This window comes from Pseudoalteromonas sp. US3C1013, assembly GCF_048401115.1.
Taxonomy (GTDB): Bacteria; Pseudomonadota; Gammaproteobacteria; order Enterobacterales; family Alteromonadaceae; genus Pseudoalteromonas; species Pseudoalteromonas undina.
This window is the reverse complement of the sequence record NZ_CP183075.1, coordinates 2,877,796-2,897,188: the sequence shown is the minus strand read 5'-3', so window position 1 is coordinate 2,897,188 and position 19,393 is coordinate 2,877,796. Positions and strand designations below refer to the sequence as shown.

At 42.4% G+C, this 19,393-nt stretch carries 12 protein-coding genes, 2 tRNA genes and 3 rRNA genes; 8 read left to right on the top strand and 9 right to left on the bottom strand.

Going from position 1 to position 19,393, the window contains the following annotated elements; translation table 11 throughout:
* The first annotated feature begins 453 nt into the window (after positions 1-453).
* From ACNSN2_RS13500 to rrf, 5 genes are all read left to right on the top strand, one after another.
* Positions 454-1,989: ribosomal RNA gene (locus ACNSN2_RS13500) — 16S ribosomal RNA — on the top strand.
* A 76-nt stretch (positions 1,990-2,065) separates the two neighbouring features.
* A tRNA-Ile gene (locus tag ACNSN2_RS13495) sits at positions 2,066-2,142 on the top strand.
* Between the two features lie 111 nt (positions 2,143-2,253).
* Positions 2,254-2,329 (top strand) — tRNA-Ala (locus ACNSN2_RS13490).
* A gap of 295 nt (positions 2,330-2,624) precedes the next feature.
* Positions 2,625-5,509: ribosomal RNA gene (locus tag ACNSN2_RS13485) — 23S ribosomal RNA — on the top strand.
* 137 nt (positions 5,510-5,646) lie between these two features.
* Positions 5,647-5,761, top strand: a 5S ribosomal RNA gene (gene rrf, locus ACNSN2_RS13480).
* Together the 16S, 23S and 5S rRNA genes with 2 tRNA genes alongside form the textbook arrangement of a ribosomal RNA operon.
* Before the next feature lie 321 nt (positions 5,762-6,082).
* On the opposite strand, the gene recG is transcribed toward rrf, so the two are convergent.
* Genes recG through asnC form a run of 3 tightly spaced genes read right to left on the bottom strand, consistent with a single transcriptional unit; the run spans position 6,083 to position 9,408 of the window.
* A complete protein-coding gene (gene recG, locus ACNSN2_RS13475; protein ID WP_418607727.1) occupies positions 6,083-8,164 on the bottom strand; it encodes an ATP-dependent DNA helicase RecG in 2,082 nt (693 codons plus the stop codon).
* A gap of 57 nt (positions 8,165-8,221) precedes the next feature.
* Positions 8,222-8,908, bottom strand: coding sequence for a tRNA (guanosine(18)-2'-O)-methyltransferase TrmH (gene trmH / locus ACNSN2_RS13470; protein WP_418607725.1), 687 nt, complete (start codon positions 8,906-8,908; stop codon positions 8,222-8,224).
* A 41-nt stretch (positions 8,909-8,949) separates the two neighbouring features.
* Positions 8,950-9,408, bottom strand: coding sequence for a transcriptional regulator AsnC (asnC, locus tag ACNSN2_RS13465; protein ID WP_008108204.1), 459 nt, complete (start codon positions 9,406-9,408; stop codon positions 8,950-8,952).
* Positions 9,409-9,592: 184 nt separating this feature from the next.
* On the opposite strand from asnC, the gene asnA reads away from it, so the two are divergent.
* Positions 9,593-10,588, top strand: a complete 996-nt coding sequence (asnA, locus tag ACNSN2_RS13460) for an aspartate--ammonia ligase (RefSeq protein ID WP_138596693.1) — start codon at positions 9,593-9,595, stop codon at positions 10,586-10,588.
* Positions 10,589-10,622: 34 nt separating this feature from the next.
* Here asnA and ACNSN2_RS13455 read toward each other — a convergent pair whose 3' ends face one another.
* The 6 genes from ACNSN2_RS13455 to ACNSN2_RS13430 all read right to left on the bottom strand — a co-directional run bounded on the left by ACNSN2_RS13455 (position 10,623) and on the right by ACNSN2_RS13430 (position 17,011).
* Positions 10,623-12,227 carry a FapA family protein gene (locus ACNSN2_RS13455; RefSeq protein ID WP_418607723.1) on the bottom strand — a complete coding sequence of 535 codons (1,605 nt, stop codon included), beginning with the start codon at positions 12,225-12,227 and terminating at the stop codon, positions 10,623-10,625.
* A 147-nt stretch (positions 12,228-12,374) separates the two neighbouring features.
* Positions 12,375-12,767 carry a RidA family protein gene (locus tag ACNSN2_RS13450; RefSeq protein WP_010392969.1) on the bottom strand — a complete coding sequence of 131 codons (393 nt, stop codon included), beginning with the start codon at positions 12,765-12,767 and terminating at the stop codon, positions 12,375-12,377.
* Positions 12,768-12,779: 12 nt separating this feature from the next.
* Complete coding sequence (spoT, locus tag ACNSN2_RS13445) at positions 12,780-14,885, bottom strand: bifunctional GTP diphosphokinase/guanosine-3',5'-bis pyrophosphate 3'-pyrophosphohydrolase (RefSeq protein WP_109875868.1); 2,106 nt, start codon at positions 14,883-14,885, stop codon at positions 12,780-12,782.
* 127 nt (positions 14,886-15,012) lie between these two features.
* A complete protein-coding gene (rpoZ, locus tag ACNSN2_RS13440) occupies positions 15,013-15,288 on the bottom strand; it encodes a DNA-directed RNA polymerase subunit omega (protein WP_008108220.1) in 276 nt (91 codons plus the stop codon).
* Between the two features lie 125 nt (positions 15,289-15,413).
* The gene (gene gmk, locus ACNSN2_RS13435; RefSeq protein ID WP_010392962.1) at positions 15,414-16,034 is read right to left on the bottom strand and encodes a guanylate kinase; all 621 of its coding nucleotides are present in this window, start codon (positions 16,032-16,034) and stop codon (positions 15,414-15,416) included.
* Positions 16,035-16,150: 116 nt separating this feature from the next.
* A complete protein-coding gene (locus ACNSN2_RS13430; protein WP_418607719.1) occupies positions 16,151-17,011 on the bottom strand; it encodes a YicC/YloC family endoribonuclease in 861 nt (286 codons plus the stop codon).
* 180 nt (positions 17,012-17,191) lie between these two features.
* On the opposite strand from ACNSN2_RS13430, the gene rph reads away from it, so the two are divergent.
* Both rph and pyrE read left to right on the top strand, forming a co-directional pair.
* Positions 17,192-17,905 carry a ribonuclease PH gene (gene rph / locus ACNSN2_RS13425; protein WP_008111261.1) on the top strand — a complete coding sequence of 238 codons (714 nt, stop codon included), beginning with the start codon at positions 17,192-17,194 and terminating at the stop codon, positions 17,903-17,905.
* 14 nt (positions 17,906-17,919) lie between these two features.
* Positions 17,920-18,564 carry an orotate phosphoribosyltransferase gene (gene pyrE / locus ACNSN2_RS13420; protein WP_054202965.1) on the top strand — a complete coding sequence of 215 codons (645 nt, stop codon included), beginning with the start codon at positions 17,920-17,922 and terminating at the stop codon, positions 18,562-18,564.
* Positions 18,565-19,393 lie beyond the last annotated feature (829 nt).

Here is a 19,393-nt window from a genome sequence, read left to right as displayed (position 1 = left end):
GAAAGTTGAGCAAACAGTAAAAAGATCTAAAAAAAAGGTTGATCTGTTTTCGGATCTCCCTATAATGCGACCCCACTGAGACGGGGAACGCCAACGCATAGCGAGGCACGAACTACTCAGAGAGTTAAATAAAACTTAAGTTTAAATCATCGTAAGAAAGTTTAAAATTAAGTATTGACTCGAAAAATAAAGGATGTATTATACGCATCCCTAGCGACAACGTCGCAACGTTCTTTAACAATATAAAGCAATCATCTGTGTGGGCACTCGTACAGATTGAGTTCTAACAGCCAAGCTACTTAGGTAGTGAGGCAAACAAATTTAGAGTCTCAATTGAAACTGAGTGACCAACAGAATAATTACTTCGGTAGTTATTCAGCACAGTCAATTCAATATCGAAAGATATTAAATAAATTCAGAATTCATTGAGCTGTCGAAAGACATAAAACTTTTTAATTGAAGAGTTTGATCATGGCTCAGATTGAACGCTGGCGGCAGGCCTAACACATGCAAGTCGAGCGGTAACAGAAAGTAGCTTGCTACTTTGCTGACGAGCGGCGGACGGGTGAGTAATGCTTGGGAACATGCCTTGAGGTGGGGGACAACAGTTGGAAACGACTGCTAATACCGCATAATGTCTACGGACCAAAGGGGGCTTCGGCTCTCGCCTTTAGATTGGCCCAAGTGGGATTAGCTAGTTGGTGAGGTAATGGCTCACCAAGGCGACGATCCCTAGCTGGTTTGAGAGGATGATCAGCCACACTGGGACTGAGACACGGCCCAGACTCCTACGGGAGGCAGCAGTGGGGAATATTGCACAATGGGCGCAAGCCTGATGCAGCCATGCCGCGTGTGTGAAGAAGGCCTTCGGGTTGTAAAGCACTTTCAGTCAGGAGGAAAGGTTAGTAGTTAATACCTGCTAGCTGTGACGTTACTGACAGAAGAAGCACCGGCTAACTCCGTGCCAGCAGCCGCGGTAATACGGAGGGTGCGAGCGTTAATCGGAATTACTGGGCGTAAAGCGTACGCAGGCGGTTTGTTAAGCGAGATGTGAAAGCCCCGGGCTCAACCTGGGAACTGCATTTCGAACTGGCAAACTAGAGTGTGATAGAGGGTGGTAGAATTTCAGGTGTAGCGGTGAAATGCGTAGAGATCTGAAGGAATACCGATGGCGAAGGCAGCCACCTGGGTCAACACTGACGCTCATGTACGAAAGCGTGGGGAGCAAACAGGATTAGATACCCTGGTAGTCCACGCCGTAAACGATGTCTACTAGAAGCTCGGAACCTCGGTTCTGTTTTTCAAAGCTAACGCATTAAGTAGACCGCCTGGGGAGTACGGCCGCAAGGTTAAAACTCAAATGAATTGACGGGGGCCCGCACAAGCGGTGGAGCATGTGGTTTAATTCGATGCAACGCGAAGAACCTTACCTACACTTGACATACAGAGAACTTACCAGAGATGGTTTGGTGCCTTCGGGAACTCTGATACAGGTGCTGCATGGCTGTCGTCAGCTCGTGTTGTGAGATGTTGGGTTAAGTCCCGCAACGAGCGCAACCCCTATCCTTAGTTGCTAGCAGGTAATGCTGAGAACTCTAAGGAGACTGCCGGTGATAAACCGGAGGAAGGTGGGGACGACGTCAAGTCATCATGGCCCTTACGTGTAGGGCTACACACGTGCTACAATGGCGCATACAGAGTGCTGCGAACTCGCGAGAGTAAGCGAATCACTTAAAGTGCGTCGTAGTCCGGATTGGAGTCTGCAACTCGACTCCATGAAGTCGGAATCGCTAGTAATCGCGTATCAGAATGACGCGGTGAATACGTTCCCGGGCCTTGTACACACCGCCCGTCACACCATGGGAGTGGGTTGCTCCAGAAGTAGATAGTCTAACCCTCGGGAGGACGTTTACCACGGAGTGATTCATGACTGGGGTGAAGTCGTAACAAGGTAGCCCTAGGGGAACCTGGGGCTGGATCACCTCCTTATACGATTTAGAACTTATTTGTTCGTAGTGTCCACACAGATGATTGTTAATTGTAAAGAGAACAACACTTATTGTTTGGGTCTGTAGCTCAGCTGGTTAGAGCGCACCCCTGATAAGGGTGAGGTCGGTAGTTCAAATCTACTCAGACCCACCACTTCTTCTTAATACTTCGTTGTAAGCTTCGTTGTTTAGTGAACTAAACAGCCTCAACTTACGCCTCGTCTTAAAAAGAAGTCGGTATACAAACAGTAAGACCAGCATATGTGGGGCTATAGCTCAGCTGGGAGAGCGCCTGCCTTGCACGCAGGAGGTCAGCAGTTCGATCCTGCTTAGCTCCACCACTTTACTTCTTAAAAATAAATATTCTTTTATCGGGTAGCACAATCACCTGAGAATAGAGTGTGTTTAATTTTGAGAAGTTTTTGATTCTCTGCTCTTTAAAAATTTGGAAAAGCTGATAATAAAATTCGTATGAATACATTGTATTTGTACAGAGTTTTCAAAAGTAAAAAAGAATGATAGCAGTATCATTCAGTGCCATTTAATCCTCGGATTAATTGGTATCTACTTTAGTATTCAATATTAACTTCTGGCGAAGTTAAACTGTCACAAAACAAAGACCCGTTTGGGTTGTATGGTTAAGTGACTAAGCGTACACGGTGGATGCCTTGGCAGTTGGAGGCGATGAAGGACGTATTAACTTGCGATAAGCCTAGTCAAGCTAGTAAAAAGCACTTGAGACTAGGATTTCCGAATGGGGAAACCCACCTGCTTGCAGGTATCGTTAACTGAATACATAGGTTAACGAGGCGAACGCGGAGAACTGAAACATCTAAGTACCCGTAGGAAAAGAAATCAACCGAGATTCCGATAGTAGCGGCGAGCGAAATCGGAACAGCCCTTAAGCTTATTATGTGTTAATGGAAGGCTCTGGAAAGTGCCACGATACAGGGTGATAGTCCCGTACATGAAAACGCATTTTAAGTGAAATCGAGTAGGTCGGAGCACGTGAAACTTTGACTGAATATAGGTGGACCATCATCTAAGGCTAAATACTCCCAACTGACCGATAGTGAACCAGTACCGTGAGGGAAAGGCGAAAAGAACCCCTGTGAGGGGAGTGAAATAGAACCTGAAACCGTGTACGTACAAGCAGTAGGAGCCCTTCGAGGGTGACTGCGTACCTTTTGTATAATGGGTCAGCGACTTATATTTTGTAGCGAGGTTAACCGATTAGGGTAGCCGTAGGGAAACCGAGTCTTAACTGGGCGAATAGTTGCAAGGTATAGACCCGAAACCCGGTGATCTAGCCATGGGCAGGTTGAAGGTTGAGTAACATCAACTGGAGGACCGAACCCACTAACGTTGAAAAGTTAGGGGATGACCTGTGGTTAGGAGTGAAAGGCTAATCAAACCGGGAGATAGCTGGTTCTCCCCGAAATCTATTTAGGTAGAGCCTCGGACGAATACTTACGGGGGTAGAGCACTGTTAAGGCTAGGGGGTCATCCCGACTTACCAACCCTTTGCAAACTCCGAATACCGTAAAGTAATATCCGGGAGACACACGGCGGGTGCTAACGTCCGTCGTGAAGAGGGAAACAACCCAGACCGCCAGCTAAGGTCCCAAAGTCATAGTTAAGTGGGAAACGATGTGGAAAGGCCCAGACAGCCAGGAGGTTGGCTTAGAAGCAGCCATCCTTTAAAGAAAGCGTAATAGCTCACTGGTCGAGTCGGTCTGCGCGGAAGATGTAACGGGGCTAAACTATGCACCGAAGCTGCGGATTCAGAATTTATTCTGAGTGGTAGGGGAGCGTTCTGTAAGCGGTTGAAGGTGTACCGGGAGGTATGCTGGACGTATCAGAAGTGCGAATGCTGACATGAGTAACGATAATGCGGGTGAAAAACCCGCACGCCGGAAGACCAAGGGTTCCTATCCCATGTTAATCAGGGTAGGGTAAGTCGACCCCTAAGGCGAGGCCGAAAGGCGTAGTCGATGGGAAACGGATTAATATTTCCGTACTTGGTATAATTGCGATGGGGGGACGGAGCAGGCTAAGCAAGCATGGCGATGGTAGTCCATGTGAAAGTGTGTAGGCTAGTGACTTAGGTAAATCCGGGTTGCTGTTAGGCTGAGACACGAGACGAGTCACCAAGGTGATGAAGTTGCTGATGCCATACTTCCAGGAAAAGCCTCTAAGCTTCAGATTATACCGAATCGTACCCCAAACCGACACAGGTGGTCAGGTAGAGAATACTAAGGCGCTTGAGAGAACTCGGGTGAAGGAACTAGGCAAAATCGTACCGTAACTTCGGGAGAAGGTACGCTCCGATTGGTGATGAGACTTGCTCTCTAAGCTGATTGGAGCCGCAGTGACCAGGTGGCTGGGACTGTTTATTAAAAACACAGCACTGTGCAAAATCGCAAGATGACGTATACGGTGTGACACCTGCCCGGTGCCGGAAGGTTAATTGATGGGGTTATCTTCGGAGAAGCTCTTGATCGAAGCCCCGGTAAACGGCGGCCGTAACTATAACGGTCCTAAGGTAGCGAAATTCCTTGTCGGGTAAGTTCCGACCTGCACGAATGGTGTAACCATGGCCACGCTGTCTCCACCCGAGACTCAGTGAAATTGAAATCGCAGTGAAGATGCTGTGTACCCGCGGCTAGACGGAAAGACCCCGTGAACCTTTACTACAGCTTGGCACTGAACATTGAACCTACATGTGTAGGATAGGTGGGAGACTTAGAAGCAGAGACGCTAGTTTTTGTGGAGTCGTCCTTGAAATACCACCCTTGTAGTTTTGATGTTCTAACGTTGGCCCCTGAATCGGGGTTACGGACAGTGCCTGGTGGGTAGTTTGACTGGGGCGGTCTCCTCCCAAAGAGTAACGGAGGAGCACGAAGGTTGGCTAAGTACGGTCGGACATCGTACGGTTAGTGTAATGGTAGAAGCCAGCTTAACTGCGAGACAGACACGTCGAGCAGGTACGAAAGTAGGTCATAGTGATCCGGTGGTTCTGAATGGAAGGGCCATCGCTCAACGGATAAAAGGTACTCCGGGGATAACAGGCTGATACCGCCCAAGAGTTCATATCGACGGCGGTGTTTGGCACCTCGATGTCGGCTCATCACATCCTGGGGCTGAAGTCGGTCCCAAGGGTATGGCTGTTCGCCATTTAAAGTGGTACGCGAGCTGGGTTTAGAACGTCGTGAGACAGTTCGGTCCCTATCTGCCGTGGGCGTTTGAGAATTGAGAGGGGTTGCTCCTAGTACGAGAGGACCGGAGTGAACGAACCGCTGGTGTTCGGGTTGTCATGCCAATGGCATTGCCCGGTAGCTACGTTCGGAACTGATAAGCGCTGAAAGCATCTAAGCGCGAAGCAGGCCTCGAGATGAGTTCTCACTAGACTTTTAAAGTCTCTGAAGGGCCGTTGAAGACTACAACGTTGATAGGCAAGATGTGGAAGTGGTGTGAGCCATTAAGCTAACTTGTACTAATTACCCGTGAGGCTTAACCATACAACGCCAAACGCGTTTTATGTGATAGTGAAACAAGCGAAGAAGTTAATATAACTAAAGTAGATACTAGAAGACTTTATTATCAGAATTCCAAATTTTAGTTAGTGCGTAGTAATACGGACTGACACCCAAATTTGCTTGGTGACAATAGCGTTTTGGACCCACCTGACCCCATGCCGAACTCAGTAGTGAAACGAAACAGCGCCGATGATAGTGTAGCATTTGTTATGTGAAAGTAGGACATTACCAGGCTCCAAATACAAGAAAGCCCGACTCGAAAGAGTCGGGCTTTTTTACGTCTGTAGGAAAGTGAAAGTATTAGCCGTCAGCCGTCAGCCGTCAGCCGTCAGCCGTCAGCTATCAGCTGCACAGCGTTACGAGGGTTGAGTATTACTAAACCCATGGGCAAAATAGCGCACCGACTCTAAATACAAGCAAGCCTGATTCAAAAGAGTCGGGCTTTTTTGTATCTGCAGGGAAGTGAAAAAACAGGCGCAAGGTGTAGGGAAATAGTTGTGGTATAGGGAATAACTAGTTGGGAAAATTAATATGTGGCTTTATGCGAATAAGTTACTAAGCTTGTGCGTAATTTGACTTGTTGCCTAACCAGCGTTGAATGAGAGGGTCTACATACTGAGGATATTGCTTCAACATCTGTTGTGCTATGGGTCTAACTTGATTTAAGGTTTGCTTATCTCTTGTTAAGTCTGCAATTTTAAATTCTGCTAAGCCGGTTTGTTTGGTCCCAAGAACTTCACCTGGGCCGCGTATTTCTAAATCACGTTCTGCGATAACAAATCCGTCGTTACTATCGCGCAGTACTCCTAACCGTTTCTGTGCGGTATGTGAAAGTGGTGCATGGTATAAAAGCACGCAGTGAGATGCCGTAGCTCCACGGCCTACGCGGCCACGTAGTTGGTGAAGCTGTGCTAAACCTAGGCGCTCAGGGTTTTCGATAATAATCAAACTCGCATTAGGCACATCAACCCCAACTTCGATCACGGTTGTTGCCACAAGTACATGAATTTTACCCGCTTTAAAGTCGCTCATAATGGCTTGCTTTTCCGTAGCTTTCATTCGCCCATGGACTAAGCCAATAGCAAGCTCAGGTAATGCTTCTTTTAGCTGTAATGCACTGTCTTCCGCTGCTTGGCATTGTAGTACTTCAGACTCGTCTATTAGTGTACATACCCAGTAAACCTGTCGACCTTGTTCGTTACAGGCAAGTTTTACGCGACTAATAATGTCATCTCGACGAGTATCAGGAATCGCAACTGTAGTGATAGGAGTCCGCCCAGGTGGTAATTCGTCAATCACTGAGGTTTCTAAGTCTGCATAGGCAGTCATCGCCAGCGTACGTGGTATAGGAGTTGCTGTCATTACTAGCTGATGTGGATAACAATCACCAAAACGGCCTTTTTCACGCAATGATAAACGTTGATGAACTCCAAAGCGGTGTTGTTCATCAATAATGATAAGTACAAGATTGTTAAATTTTACTTCATCTTGAAATAACGCATGGGTACCGATAATCATTTGCGCTTCACCTGAGGCGATCATTGCAAGTGTACTTACGCGCTCTTTACCTTTTGTTTTACCACCTAACCAAGCAACCGTTATTCCAAGGCTTTCAAACCAGCTAGAAAAGTTGATTCCGTGTTGCTCTGACAATATCTCTGTTGGCGCCATTAATGCGACCTGGTAGCCTTTTGCTATCGCAGTTAACGCGCTCAGTGCTGCGACTAGTGTTTTACCAGAGCCAACGTCCCCTTGGACAAGTCGCATCATAGGGTAAGCGTGTTGCATATCTGCTTTAATTTCTGATACCACACGGCTTTGTGCATTGGTTGGCGCAAAGGGTAATTGTGCTAAAAATTGTGTTTCTAATGAATTAGTGGGCTCAAGTGCAACGGCTTTAACTTGTTGTCCCTGTTCTCTTACTTTTAATAAACTGAGATTTTGCGCCAGTAATTCTTCAAATACGAGCCGCTGCTGAGCTGGGTGAGTCCCTTGTTCAAGCGCACTTATATCAACATCATTAGGAGGGCGATGCAGTAATAATAACGCATCACTTAACGGTAGTTGCGATGGTTGCCATTGTTGGGGAAGTAGCTCTTCTACTGCATACTTTTGAAGTAATTCTATTGCCTGTTCACTCAACGCCCTAATAGAGAGCTGCTTTAACCCCTCGGTTGTTGAATAGACTGGCGTAAGTGTTGATGATGTTGGTTGTTGTTCAAAAGTGTCGCTAATACTGTATTCAGGATGACTCATTTCAAAGCCAATACGTCCGCGACGTATTTCGCCAAAGCAACGAATTATTTTGCCTGTGCTAAATGCATTTTTTTGTGCTGCGGTAAAATTAAAAAATCGTAGTGTTAACCTACCTGTACCATCATTTATTTGGCAAACCAGCATGCGCCGCTTTCCAAAGGTTATTTGACTGGTTTCAATGGTTGCTTGAACAGTTACGTGGCTATGAGGGGTCAACTCACTAATTGTATAAATACGGGTTCTGTCTTCATACCTAAGCGGCAAATGAAATAGCATGTCCTGTACTGTACTAATACCTAGCTTTAAAAGCCGTTCAGCCATTTTAGGACCAACGCCTTTAAGTTCTGTGATTGGGTATTGGCTTAAGCTAGGTTTAGACAATGTAGGCTCAATTATTATTATTTAGTAAGTTAAGTGTACTGATACACTGTATATGCATCAAGTATGTTTTAACGCCTGCCAAAACTGTTCATCAGCAACAATTTCGCCGTTTTCATCAAGAGCAGGGTAAGGTAGGTTTTTTTGTTTGCATTGCCTTGCAATAATTGGGTGGCAGCCTTCAAAGTACATTGGGTGCTTAATTTCTTCACTCAGCATATTTCTATTGTATAAACCAGCTAGATCACGTTGACGCTGCGCCTCAAATAAAATTAGGGCTGCTGCAACGGATACATTTAACGACTGCACCATGCCTTGCATTGGAATAATGATGTTTTGATCTGCATACTCTAAGGCTTGTGGAGAGATCCCCGTTTTTTCTTGACCGACAATAATTGCAGTCGGTTTAGTGTAATCAATTTCTCTGAAGTCGACAGCATCTTCACTTAAATGCGTAGCTAAAATTTGTACATCAGGATTATGAGCACGCATACTTGCAACGGCATCATCTATGTTTGTGTGAAGATGTGTGTCTAACCAGTTTTTACTACCACCAGAGGTATTATTGGTTAGCCACTTTTGTTTTTCTGGCCACACGGCATGCACATGATGACAACCAACGGCATCAGCCGTTCTAACAATTGCTGATAAGTTATGGTGTTTGTGTACGTCTTCTAAACACACGGTAAGGTCGGTTTGACGACGTGAAAGTACACTTTCGATTCTTTGGTAACGAGTTTGCTGCATTGGAGTCCTCTTTTTCGGCAAATTATACGAGATTTTTCACCTTAAGGCACCACTGTTCGACTAATCGGGTTTTGTAATGAGATCAGGGTTTCGGTTGATTGAATGGCTTCTATTGCCTGTATTTTATTGATTAGTACATCTTGTAGATGATCGATAGAGCGGGTCATTACTTTAATAAAAATACTGTAATTACCAGTGGTGTAATATGCTTCGACCACTTCCTCTAATGATTCTAATTTTATAAGTGTTTGCGGATAATCGCGCGCGTTGTTCAAATTAATACCAATAAAACAACACACATCGTAACCTAATTGCTTTGTATTAATGGTTAGTTGAGTACCTGTGATGATCCCTGCATGTTTCATTTTTTCGATTCGCACATGAATTGTTCCTGCGCTTACACTAAAGCGTTTTGCTAATTCAGCATAAGGTGTACGCGCATTATCCATTAATGCATGCAGAATCTGTTTATCAAGATTATCGATTTGATAATTTTCCATAGATATAGCGGCCTTAAATTATGGTATTAGTTGTTTTTATACCACTTTTTTAATGGTTTTAATATCGTAAAGCTATTTTTATTATGGGATATTGAATTAAATAGTTTAATTGTTACGATAACCTCATTGAAGCGTAATTTGCGCTAAGTAGTAAATACAATAACTGGGAATGAGGCCAATTATTATGAGTTCACATTATGTGCAGCAGCAGCAGCAAATAAGTAAAGTTAAGCAGTTCTTTTCGCAGCAATTAGAACAAAAACTGGGCTTAATTGAAGTTCAAGCGCCTATTTTAGCTAAAGTAGGCGACGGTACACAGGATAACTTAAGTGGGCACGAGAACGCCGTGGCTGTGAATATTAAAGCGATTGCAGATAGCCGTTACGAAGTGGTGCATTCTCTTGCTAAGTGGAAGCGTAAAATCTTGGGTGAATATGGCTTTTCACAAGGTGAGGGAATTTATACGCAAATGAAAGCGTTGCGACCTGATGAAGATTCACTAAGCCCAATCCATTCTGTTTATGTTGATCAATGGGATTGGGAGCAAGTTATTTGTGAAAGTACGCAGCGTTCGCTATCTACTCTCAAGCAAACGGTTGAAACAATTTACCAAGGTATTAAAGCCACTGAACAATATGTTAGTGCAAGCTTTGGCTTAAGAGCATTTTTGCCAGCTAAAATTACTTTTGTACACAGTGAAGAGCTTCGTAAAATGTACCCTGACTTTAGCGCTAAGCAGCGTGAGAAAGCGATTGCTCAAGAATATGGTGCTGTGTTTTTAATTGGTATTGGCGGAGCATTAAGTGATGGTAAAATTCATGATGTGAGAGCGCCAGATTACGACGATTGGTCAACACCAACATGTGATCAGTATATGGGATTAAATGGCGATATTTTAGTATGGAATCCAATTCTTGAAGATGCTTTCGAAATATCATCTATGGGAATTCGAGTGAGCCCTGAAGTTTTGCAAGCTCAATTGGGAATTACCGGTGACGAAGACCGTTTAGAGTTTGATTGGCATAAAGCATTGTTAGAAAGTAAATTTCCTCAAACAATTGGTGGTGGTATTGGTCAGTCTCGCTTGGCTATGCTGTTATTACAAAAACAACACATAGGGCAAGTGCAGGTAGGTGTGTGGCCAGCGCAAACCTATGACAGTGTAGACGGCTTACTATAAAGAATAAGGGGCTGTTACTAACAGCCCCTTATAATTAAGTTTTAAACTCAATTTCTATTTTATTGTTTTCTAACTTAACATTACTTGGTGGAAAGTTACGAGTTGTTTTAAGTAACTTATTGAATATATGGATTTCCACTCCAGAATGTAAAACGGTATTTACGGTTAAAATGGCTTCATCGAGCATGGTATTTAGTTTTTGCTCTAAACTCGCTATCTGCTTTTCTAGTTGTTCAGCTTGTTGACTATGATGTATCTGAGTTGATCCAATCTTATTCATGAGCTCGCTTTTTTTATCAGCATCTTTAATTAAATCTGCTTTTTCTAATGCAGCTTGTAAGCTATCAACCTGTTCATTTGCAGCTGTTAATTCACTAAAATATCTATCAATATCTTTGGTCATTTGAGTAGCTGAAGTGGCTAAATTAATTGCCATTTTAGCCCCTGATTCGTTACCAATTTCTCCGGCAATTAGTTTAGTGGCATCTAAAATTTCACCTCCAAATAACTTTCCTTTAGGTAGTTCTGATTGACCAATTTGAATTATATTTTTTGCTTTCATTGAGCTGTGGCTGGCTTGGCGGTCAAGCAATATGCTGTTAGCTTCAATGTAGCAATATTGAGAGTGTGAGGCATGCACATCACCTGCGCAAATTATTCTGCAAGACAGTGATTTATCTTCAGGCTTTTGATGGCCAATCACCCCTTGTTTTACAAGTATATCGCCACCGGCGGTTAATTCTCCAGATTCGACTGTACCAAAAACGGTAATGTCACCTGTTGCATTTATCCTCATCCCTGGCTCTACATTTTTACTAACTATTACACTACCTTCAAAGTCGATATGGCCTGTTTTTACAGACACATCGTTAACAGTGAAAATATCGTCAACACGCATTCCGTTATTTATTTCAACAGGCACGCCGGCAATAGTTGAAAGTAATTCCATCGGGTTATTTTTTGATATTTCAGTACCCTCACCTGCAATTAGGGCATGAACTTGCCCTGGTTTGGCTGGTAAAACATCACCTATCACGGTAAACCCTTCTTGACCAGGAGTAGCAGGTTGCTGCTGGATTAGTAATTCACCCGGTTTAACACTTGCTAATTTACCAAAATCACGCATATCAACACTACCATCTTCTTTTAGTTTGGGTGTTTTAAGGCGGTCTTTTAAGGTTTTAACCATGGCTTTAAATTTACTATCTTGGCCGTCAGTAGGTAAACGTCCTTTAGCGAGTGGTCCGCTAACTACAGAGCCCGGAGGAAGCTCAAATTGCTTTTGTAAAAGCTGCTCTAAAAATGCTTGTTTATAACCTCTAGCAACATGCGCTTTCACTAATTCTTTTTTAGCTTCATCAAAACTGAGTGTTGCGCCACCTTTGGCGAGAGTGAGCGTGCCAGTGGCTAGCATTTTATCATCGCTGATTTCAACGATTAAGGTTGCATCGTGGCGTGTTGCAACGACTAAGATTCGTTCAGGTGTTGCACTACTGAAATAGTTATTTATGGCGTCATGATCGATTTCACACTCGCTGTAAGGCGATTGTTCAATTGCTTCAATGATAAAAGCAGCACTGGTGGGTGCAGATTTACTCGTATCGAGCAATACATTGCCATTATGAGCAAGCTTAAACACAAGTTATCCTTTTCTACTACAAAAGTAAGGTTTAATAAAATAACGTGATTACAGAGTGCTAGAATTTTAGTTTTGAGTCAAGAATTCATCAAAGTGTAGCTATAGAATGGGATAAAAGCTATGAGCGGCGCTCATAGCTTATAGAGGTTAGTTTGTTGAAGGAAGTTCCATAATACCGTCAATTTCTACTTGTACACCTTTAGGGAGTGCACGAACGCCAATAGCTGCACGCGCAGGGTAAGGCTGTTTAAAATATTGGCTCATAACTTCGTTCACAATGGCAAAGTTTGAAAGATCAGTAAGGTAAATATTAACTTTTACTAGGTCTTGAATAGAACCGCCAGCTTCCTCACAAACCGCACTGATATTTTTAAATACTTGATGTGTTTGCTCACTAAAGTCTTCAGAAATAACGTCCATTGTTTCTGGGACAAGTGGTATTTGCCCTGATAAATAAACAGCTGTACCCACTTTTACTGCTTGGCTATATGTACCAATTGCTGCAGGTGCTTTATCCGTTGATATAAATGCTTTATTCATGATGTTCCTATTTTATTTTTTACGATAGACTTTTTGTACATCGGGCATAACACGTATGCGGCGCATAATATTGGCGACATGAATACGGTTTTTAACTGTGATCCCTAAGTCTATCACGTATAAATTACTTTCTTTTTCATCGGTAGCTATTTCTACAATATTGGCCTGCGTAGTGGCGACCACATTGGTTAATTTAGCCAGCGCACCTTGGTGGTTAATGATTTCTACTCTTAAAGTCGCTATATATTCTTTTTCTGGATTATCATCCCATTTTACGACTAGGTATTTCGAACGATCATTTTCCCAACCACGAATATTTTTACACTCTTGGCGATGAACGGTTAAACCTTTACCTTGGCTAACATGGGCAGTAATAGCGTCTCCAGGTACAGGACGACAACATTTAGAATAATTAACCAACATGCCTTCGGTACCAATAATAGTTGCCTTGGCACGCTTTGCGATGTCGTTTAAATCATCATTGTCGTTTTGTAACAAGCGTTTAGCAATCAGCATACTCATTAAGTTACCTGAGCCAATCTCTACTAGCAGTTCTAAGGTAGAGGAAAGCTCATGCTCTTCAAGCACTCGTGTAATATTTTCAGCTGGCAGGTTATCAAATTTGTTTTCCCCTAGCGCTGAGTCAAGTAAGCGACGACCAAGTAATAACGCTTCTTCATGCTGTTGACTTTTAAGGTAGTTGCGTACGCCTAAGCGTGCTTTGCCAGTAACAATAAAGTTAAGCCATGTTGCGTTAGGGTGAGCGCCTGAACTGGTAATAATTTCTATTGTTTGCCCTGTATCAATGGCTTTACTTAAAGGATAAGGCTTGCGGTTCACACGTGCACCGACACAAGTATTACCTACATCAGTATGAACGGCATAAGCAAAATCAACCGCTGTTGCACCCATAGGAAGTTCAATAATCCGACCATCTGGGGTAAAGACATAAATTTCTTCTGGGAATAGCTCTGTTTTTACATTCTCTACAAATTCAAACGAGGAACCTGCGCTTTGTTGTAATTCCAATAAGCTTTGCATCCATTGGCGTGCGCGCTGTTGTGCAGTATGACCCGCATTGTCACCCGACTTTTTATACATCCAGTGAGCTGCGACCCCTTTATCAGCCATGTGATCCATATCTAAAGTACGGATTTGAATTTCTACAGGAATACCATGCGGGCCAACTAAAGAAGTATGTAATGATTGGTAACCATTAGTTTTTGGTACAGCAATATAGTCTTTAAAGCGGGTTTCAATTGGCTTATATAAGTTATGAGCTACACCAAGTACGCGATAACAGGTATCCATAGAGTCTACTGCAATACGAAATGCGTAAATATCCATGACTTCGTTAAACAGCAGCTCTTTGTTGAGCATTTTTTTATAAATACTGTATAGATGCTTTTCACGGCCTGATACGGTCGCTTTTATGCCAGATTCTTCAAGGCGAGCTTCAATTTCAGTTTGAATATTTGAAATAACTTCTTTGCGATTACCACGCGCTTTAGCCACTTCCGATTTAAGTGCACGATGACGCATAGGGTACAGTGCTTGAAAACCTAAATCTTCTAGCTCATTTTTTATATCATGAATACCTAAGCGATTAGCAATTGGTGCATAAATCTCAAGGGTTTCACGAGCAATACGGCGGCGTTTATCAGGACGAAGTGCGCCTAATGTGCGCATGTTGTGTGTTCTATCAGCTAGCTTGATTAAAATAACCCGAATATCTTGGGTCATTGCCATAATCATTTTTCGATAGTTTTCAGCTTGGAACTCTTTTTTATCTTTGAAGCTCAATTTATCAAGCTTGCTCACACCCTCTACGAGTTCTGCCACCGTTTCACCAAATATTTCAGCTAAATCTTGTTGGCTAAAATCGGTATCTTCAATCACATCATGCATGAGTGCTGCCATGAGCGTTTCATGGTCAAGATGCATGCTTGCTAATATTTGAGTGACTTCAACGGGGTGAGTAATGTAAGGCTCGCCACTTGAACGAGTTTGACCCTCATGAGCCTCTCGGGCTACCACGTAGGCTTTTTGAACTAGCTCAACATCGTCTGCTGGCAAGTATTTTGAGATTTTCTTTTTAAGACCTTCAAAAAGATACATTCACACTCCAATGTTCTCGTGAAGCAAATAAGTTAGGATAAGTTACGAATATACGATGAAAACAAAGGATTGCCAACGGCTATAGTTGAAAAACTATGCCGTTAGCTAAATCAGACCGGGCGGTTGATTATTGGTTGCCACCAACAATGGCAGCAACAGCAGCTAGTTCTGCCGCTTCTTGATGTTGTTGTTCTTCACGGTCAATAACATCCATTGAAGAATTATCAACTAAACCAAGTTCGATTTCACGTAAAGCAACAACTGTCGGCTTATCGTTCTCAGGATCTACTAGTGGATCTTTACCACCAACAGCAATTTGGCGGGCACGACGGGCCGCAACTAAAATTAAGTCAAAACGATTACCAATTGCATCTACTGCATCTTCAACTGTTACGCGAGCCATCTTAGCACTCCAAAATAATTTAAAAGCAAAGGCGTAGTTTACTGCACGCAGCAAGTTTCGCCAATAGCCAGTGGTTAATTTTTATCTATTTTAAGGCATGAACCGAAAATTAATCGTAATTTAGATTACTTGAGCAGCTCATTAATTAAAGTTTGATGACGTGTTGTTTGTGCTTTTAGCGTTAATCGCTGTGCAATTACTATGGTTTCTAAATCGCATAGAGCAGTATCAAAATCATCATTCACTACAACATAGTCGTATTCGTTGTAATGAGAGGTTTCTGATTGAGCTTGCGCCATTCGACCTGCAATAATTTCAGCAGAGTCTTGGCCGCGATTATTTAAACGTTGCTCTAGTTCTTGTTTTGATGGCGGAAGAATAAAGATAGTTTTTACGTCGTCCATTATTTCTCGAACTTGGCGAGCGCCTTGCCAGTCAATATCTAAAAATACATCAATACCTGCGGCGAGTTGCTCTTCAATCGCTTGCTTAGAAGTACCATAATAGTTATCAAATACTTGTGCCCATTCAAAAAAATCATCTTTGGCAATCAGCGCTTTAAACTCATCAACTGATACAAAGTGGTAATGTTCTGCATTATTTTCACCAGGGCGCGGTGCGCGAGTGGTGTGCGATACCGATACTTTCATATCAGCATGCTTTTTCAGTAGTGCATTTATTAAGCTAGATTTACCTGCCCCAGAAGGTGCCGATAAAATGAATAAGTTTCCGCGAGAGTGTGCCATGATTTTCTCTATCTAAAAATAAACAGGCTCGAACTATAAACAGCTCAAGCCTTCAATTATTATATTGTACTTTATTTAGCTAATTATGCTCAAGTGAGTGGTAAAGCCAAAAAAAGTTACTCAATATTCTGGATCTGTTCACGCATTTGCTCAATCAGTACTTTTAGCTCTACAGCTGCGTTGGTGATGTCACTATTGATAGATTTAGATGCTAACGTGTTTGCTTCACGATTAAACTCTTGCATCATAAAATCTAAACGACGACCACAAGCACCACCTTTATTCAGGATTTTGCGAGTTTCTTTAACGTGCGATTTTAAACGATCAAGTTCTTCTGCTACATCTTGCTTTTGTGCAAGGTAAATCAGTTCTTGCTCAAGACGTGACTCATCAATATTTGTTGTTAAATCTTCAAGTTTTTGTATTAACTTTTCACGTTGCCATTTAGTAATTTCTGGCATGTGTGCTTCAACAATATCAACTTGCTCTAAAATGGCGGTTAATCGTGTAGTTATCATTTCTTCAAGGTTTGCACCTTCATCACCACGTGCCGATTTAAAGTCTTCAATTACTTGGTCAAGCCCAGTAATGAGTGCTGTATTTACACTATCCATATCAATTTCTTGCGCTTCCATCACGCCAGGCCAACGCAAAATGTCAACAGGATTAATATCACCATTGCTTTGTTGTTGTACCCACTTAGCACTATTAATTAGCTGCTCAGCAAGAGATTGATTAATTGATAATTCACCAACATGTGCAGGGTTTGCTACAAATTTTAAGAAAACTTCGACCTTACCACGCTGTAAGTGCTTACGCAGACGCTCGCGTATAACGGGCTCCATGCCACGAAATTGCTCTGGTGCACGAATAAAGGTTTCAAGATAACGTTGGTTCACTGAGCGAACTTCCCACGTGCCAGTGCCCCATTCGCCTTTTATTTCGCGACGCGCATAAGCTGTCATACTGTGGATCATGGATGTTTTCCTACATTTTTAAATACAATATTACGATTATTATACCGTAACACTGCCCAAGCTCTAAAGAAAATTTAACACTGCTGAGTGTTTTTTAAACACACTTTAATATAAATCAACATGGCATCTGTATTCACATCAACATATAATGTGGCAAATTCAGAATTAAGGGGATCGTCAATGCGTCCAAGCGAAAGAACACCTAATCAAATTAGACCGGTTACGTTTACACGTAACTACACTCTGCATGCTGAAGGTTCAGTATTGGTAGAGTTTGGCAACACTAAGGTACTTTGTACTGCGACAGTTGAGGCTGGCGTACCACGCTTTATGAAAGGCCAAGGTAAAGGTTGGGTAAACGCAGAATATGGCATGTTACCGCGCGCAACACACACACGTAATAGTCGTGAAGCAACGCGAGGTAAGCAGGGCGGTCGTACAATGGAAATTCAGCGTCTGATTGCTCGCTCTTTACGTGCAGCAATCGATCTAAAAGCACTCGGTGAAAACACAATTACTATTGATTGTGATGTAATCCAAGCTGATGGTGGTACACGTACAGCGTCTATCAGCGGTGCATGCGTTGCGCTAGTTGATGCACTAACGTATATGCGTGCAAAAGGGATGATTAACTCAAACCCACTTAAACATATGATCGCTGCTATTTCTGTTGGTATATATAAAGGCCAAGCGATTAGCGATTTAGAATACCTAGAAGATTCTGACGCTGAAACTGACATGAATGTAATTTTAACTGAAACCGGTAAAATTATTGAGGTACAAGGAACCGCTGAGGGTGAACCTTTCTCGTTTGACGAACTTGATGAGCTACTTACACTCGCTAAGCATTCAATTCGTGAAATTATTGATGTACAAAAGCAAGCACTAGCATAAATAGGTAACTGGCAATGAAAGAATATCAAAAAGAGTTTATTGAGTTTGCTTTAGAAAAGCAGGTATTAAAGTTTGGCGAGTTTACTTTAAAGTCTGGCCGTACTAGCCCTTACTTCTTTAATGCGGGCTTGTTTAATACAGGTCGTGACTTAGCGCGCTTAGGTCGCTTTTATGCAGCGGCACTTGAAGATGCAGCAATTGAATATGATGTACTATTTGGTCCTGCTTATAAAGGTATTCCAATTGCAACAACAACCGCAGTTGCGTTAGCTGATCATTATAATAAAGATGTACCTTATTGTTTTAACCGTAAAGAGAAAAAAGCACACGGTGAAGGTGGTAGCTTAGTTGGATCTGAACTTAAAGGTAAGATCATGTTAGTTGATGATGTGATCACCGCCGGTACAGCTATTCGCGAGTCAATGGAAATAATTGCGGATAATGGCGCAGATTTAAGTGGTGTTTTAATTGCACTTGATCGTCAAGAAAAAGGTAAAGCAGAGCTTTCTGCTATACAAGAAGTAGAACGTGACTTTAATACTCAAGTTACTTCAATCGTTAAATTGGCTGATTTAATTAGTTACCTAGAGCTCCAAGGAACTATGGATGAGCATTTAGCCGCGGTAAAAGCTTACCGGGATCAATACGGTGTAGCATAAATAGTAGCCTCGCAAATGCGGGGCTTTATTTTGCTTAAAATAGAGCAACAGTAACTCCTACTTATATTAAGGCTTTGCTAATACACATAAACAAAAGCCACCTTCAGGTAGGCACTATTAATAGCCGTGATTTTATTAATACTGTGGTATCACTCTTACCTACTTCAATTCACCGTAGTAACATTAAAAGTATGCTAGCTGCAGCGTCTTATTTTCCAGACTTTGTTATATATGGGATCTATTCGGGTAGATTATTGCTAGTGATCATTATGATCATCTTAGTTGCGAGTGTTTTAATAAAGCTTATTCAAGTTGATACAATGATTAAAGGCTTAAGTTTCGCGTTTATTGTTAATAAATTGATAGTTATGTTGTGTTTTTAGCACCTATCGTTCAAATATCCAGCGAACAGTCATTTATTTCAAGTTTTCTGCAAAAAAGGGTTGATCTGTTTTCGGATCTCCCTATAATGCGACCCCACTGAGACGGCAGAACGCAACGCATAGCGAGGCACGAGCTACTCAGTGAGTCGAGTAAAACTTAGTTTTGAAAACTTTAAAGTTTAACAAAATTAAGTGTTGACAAAAAAATAGGAAAGCGTAATATGCGCAGCCCTAGCGAGATAAAGTTTAACGCTTTAATCGCAACGTTCTTTAACAATATAAAGCAATCATCTGTGTGGGCACTCGTACAGATTGAGTTCTAACAGCCAAGCTACTTAGGTAGTGAGGCAAACAAATTTAGAGTCTCAATTGAAACTGAGTGACCAACAGCAATAACTTACTTAGGTTTTACTTAAGGAAAGAATTGCAGCACAGTCAATTCAATA

Excerpts from the sequence above, each read along its gene's own strand:
- trmH (WP_418607725.1), bottom strand. The coding sequence starts at position 8,908 with ATGCAGCAAACTCGTTACCAAAGAATCGAAAGTGTACTTTCACGTCGT.
- asnC (WP_008108204.1), bottom strand. The coding sequence starts at position 9,408 with ATGGAAAATTATCAAATCGATAATCTTGATAAACAGATTCTGCATGCA.
- asnA (WP_138596693.1), top strand. The coding sequence starts at position 9,593 with ATGAGTTCACATTATGTGCAGCAGCAGCAGCAAATAAGTAAAGTTAAG.
- ACNSN2_RS13450 (WP_010392969.1), bottom strand. The coding sequence starts at position 12,767 with ATGAATAAAGCATTTATATCAACGGATAAAGCACCTGCAGCAATTGGT.
- spoT (WP_109875868.1), bottom strand. The coding sequence starts at position 14,885 with ATGTATCTTTTTGAAGGTCTTAAAAAGAAAATCTCAAAATACTTGCCA.
- rpoZ (WP_008108220.1), bottom strand. The coding sequence starts at position 15,288 with ATGGCTCGCGTAACAGTTGAAGATGCAGTAGATGCAATTGGTAATCGT.
- gmk (WP_010392962.1), bottom strand. The coding sequence starts at position 16,034 with ATGGCACACTCTCGCGGAAACTTATTCATTTTATCGGCACCTTCTGGG.
- ACNSN2_RS13430 (WP_418607719.1), bottom strand. The coding sequence starts at position 17,011 with ATGATCCACAGTATGACAGCTTATGCGCGTCGCGAAATAAAAGGCGAA.
- rph (WP_008111261.1), top strand. The coding sequence starts at position 17,192 with ATGCGTCCAAGCGAAAGAACACCTAATCAAATTAGACCGGTTACGTTT.
- pyrE (WP_054202965.1), top strand. The coding sequence starts at position 17,920 with ATGAAAGAATATCAAAAAGAGTTTATTGAGTTTGCTTTAGAAAAGCAG.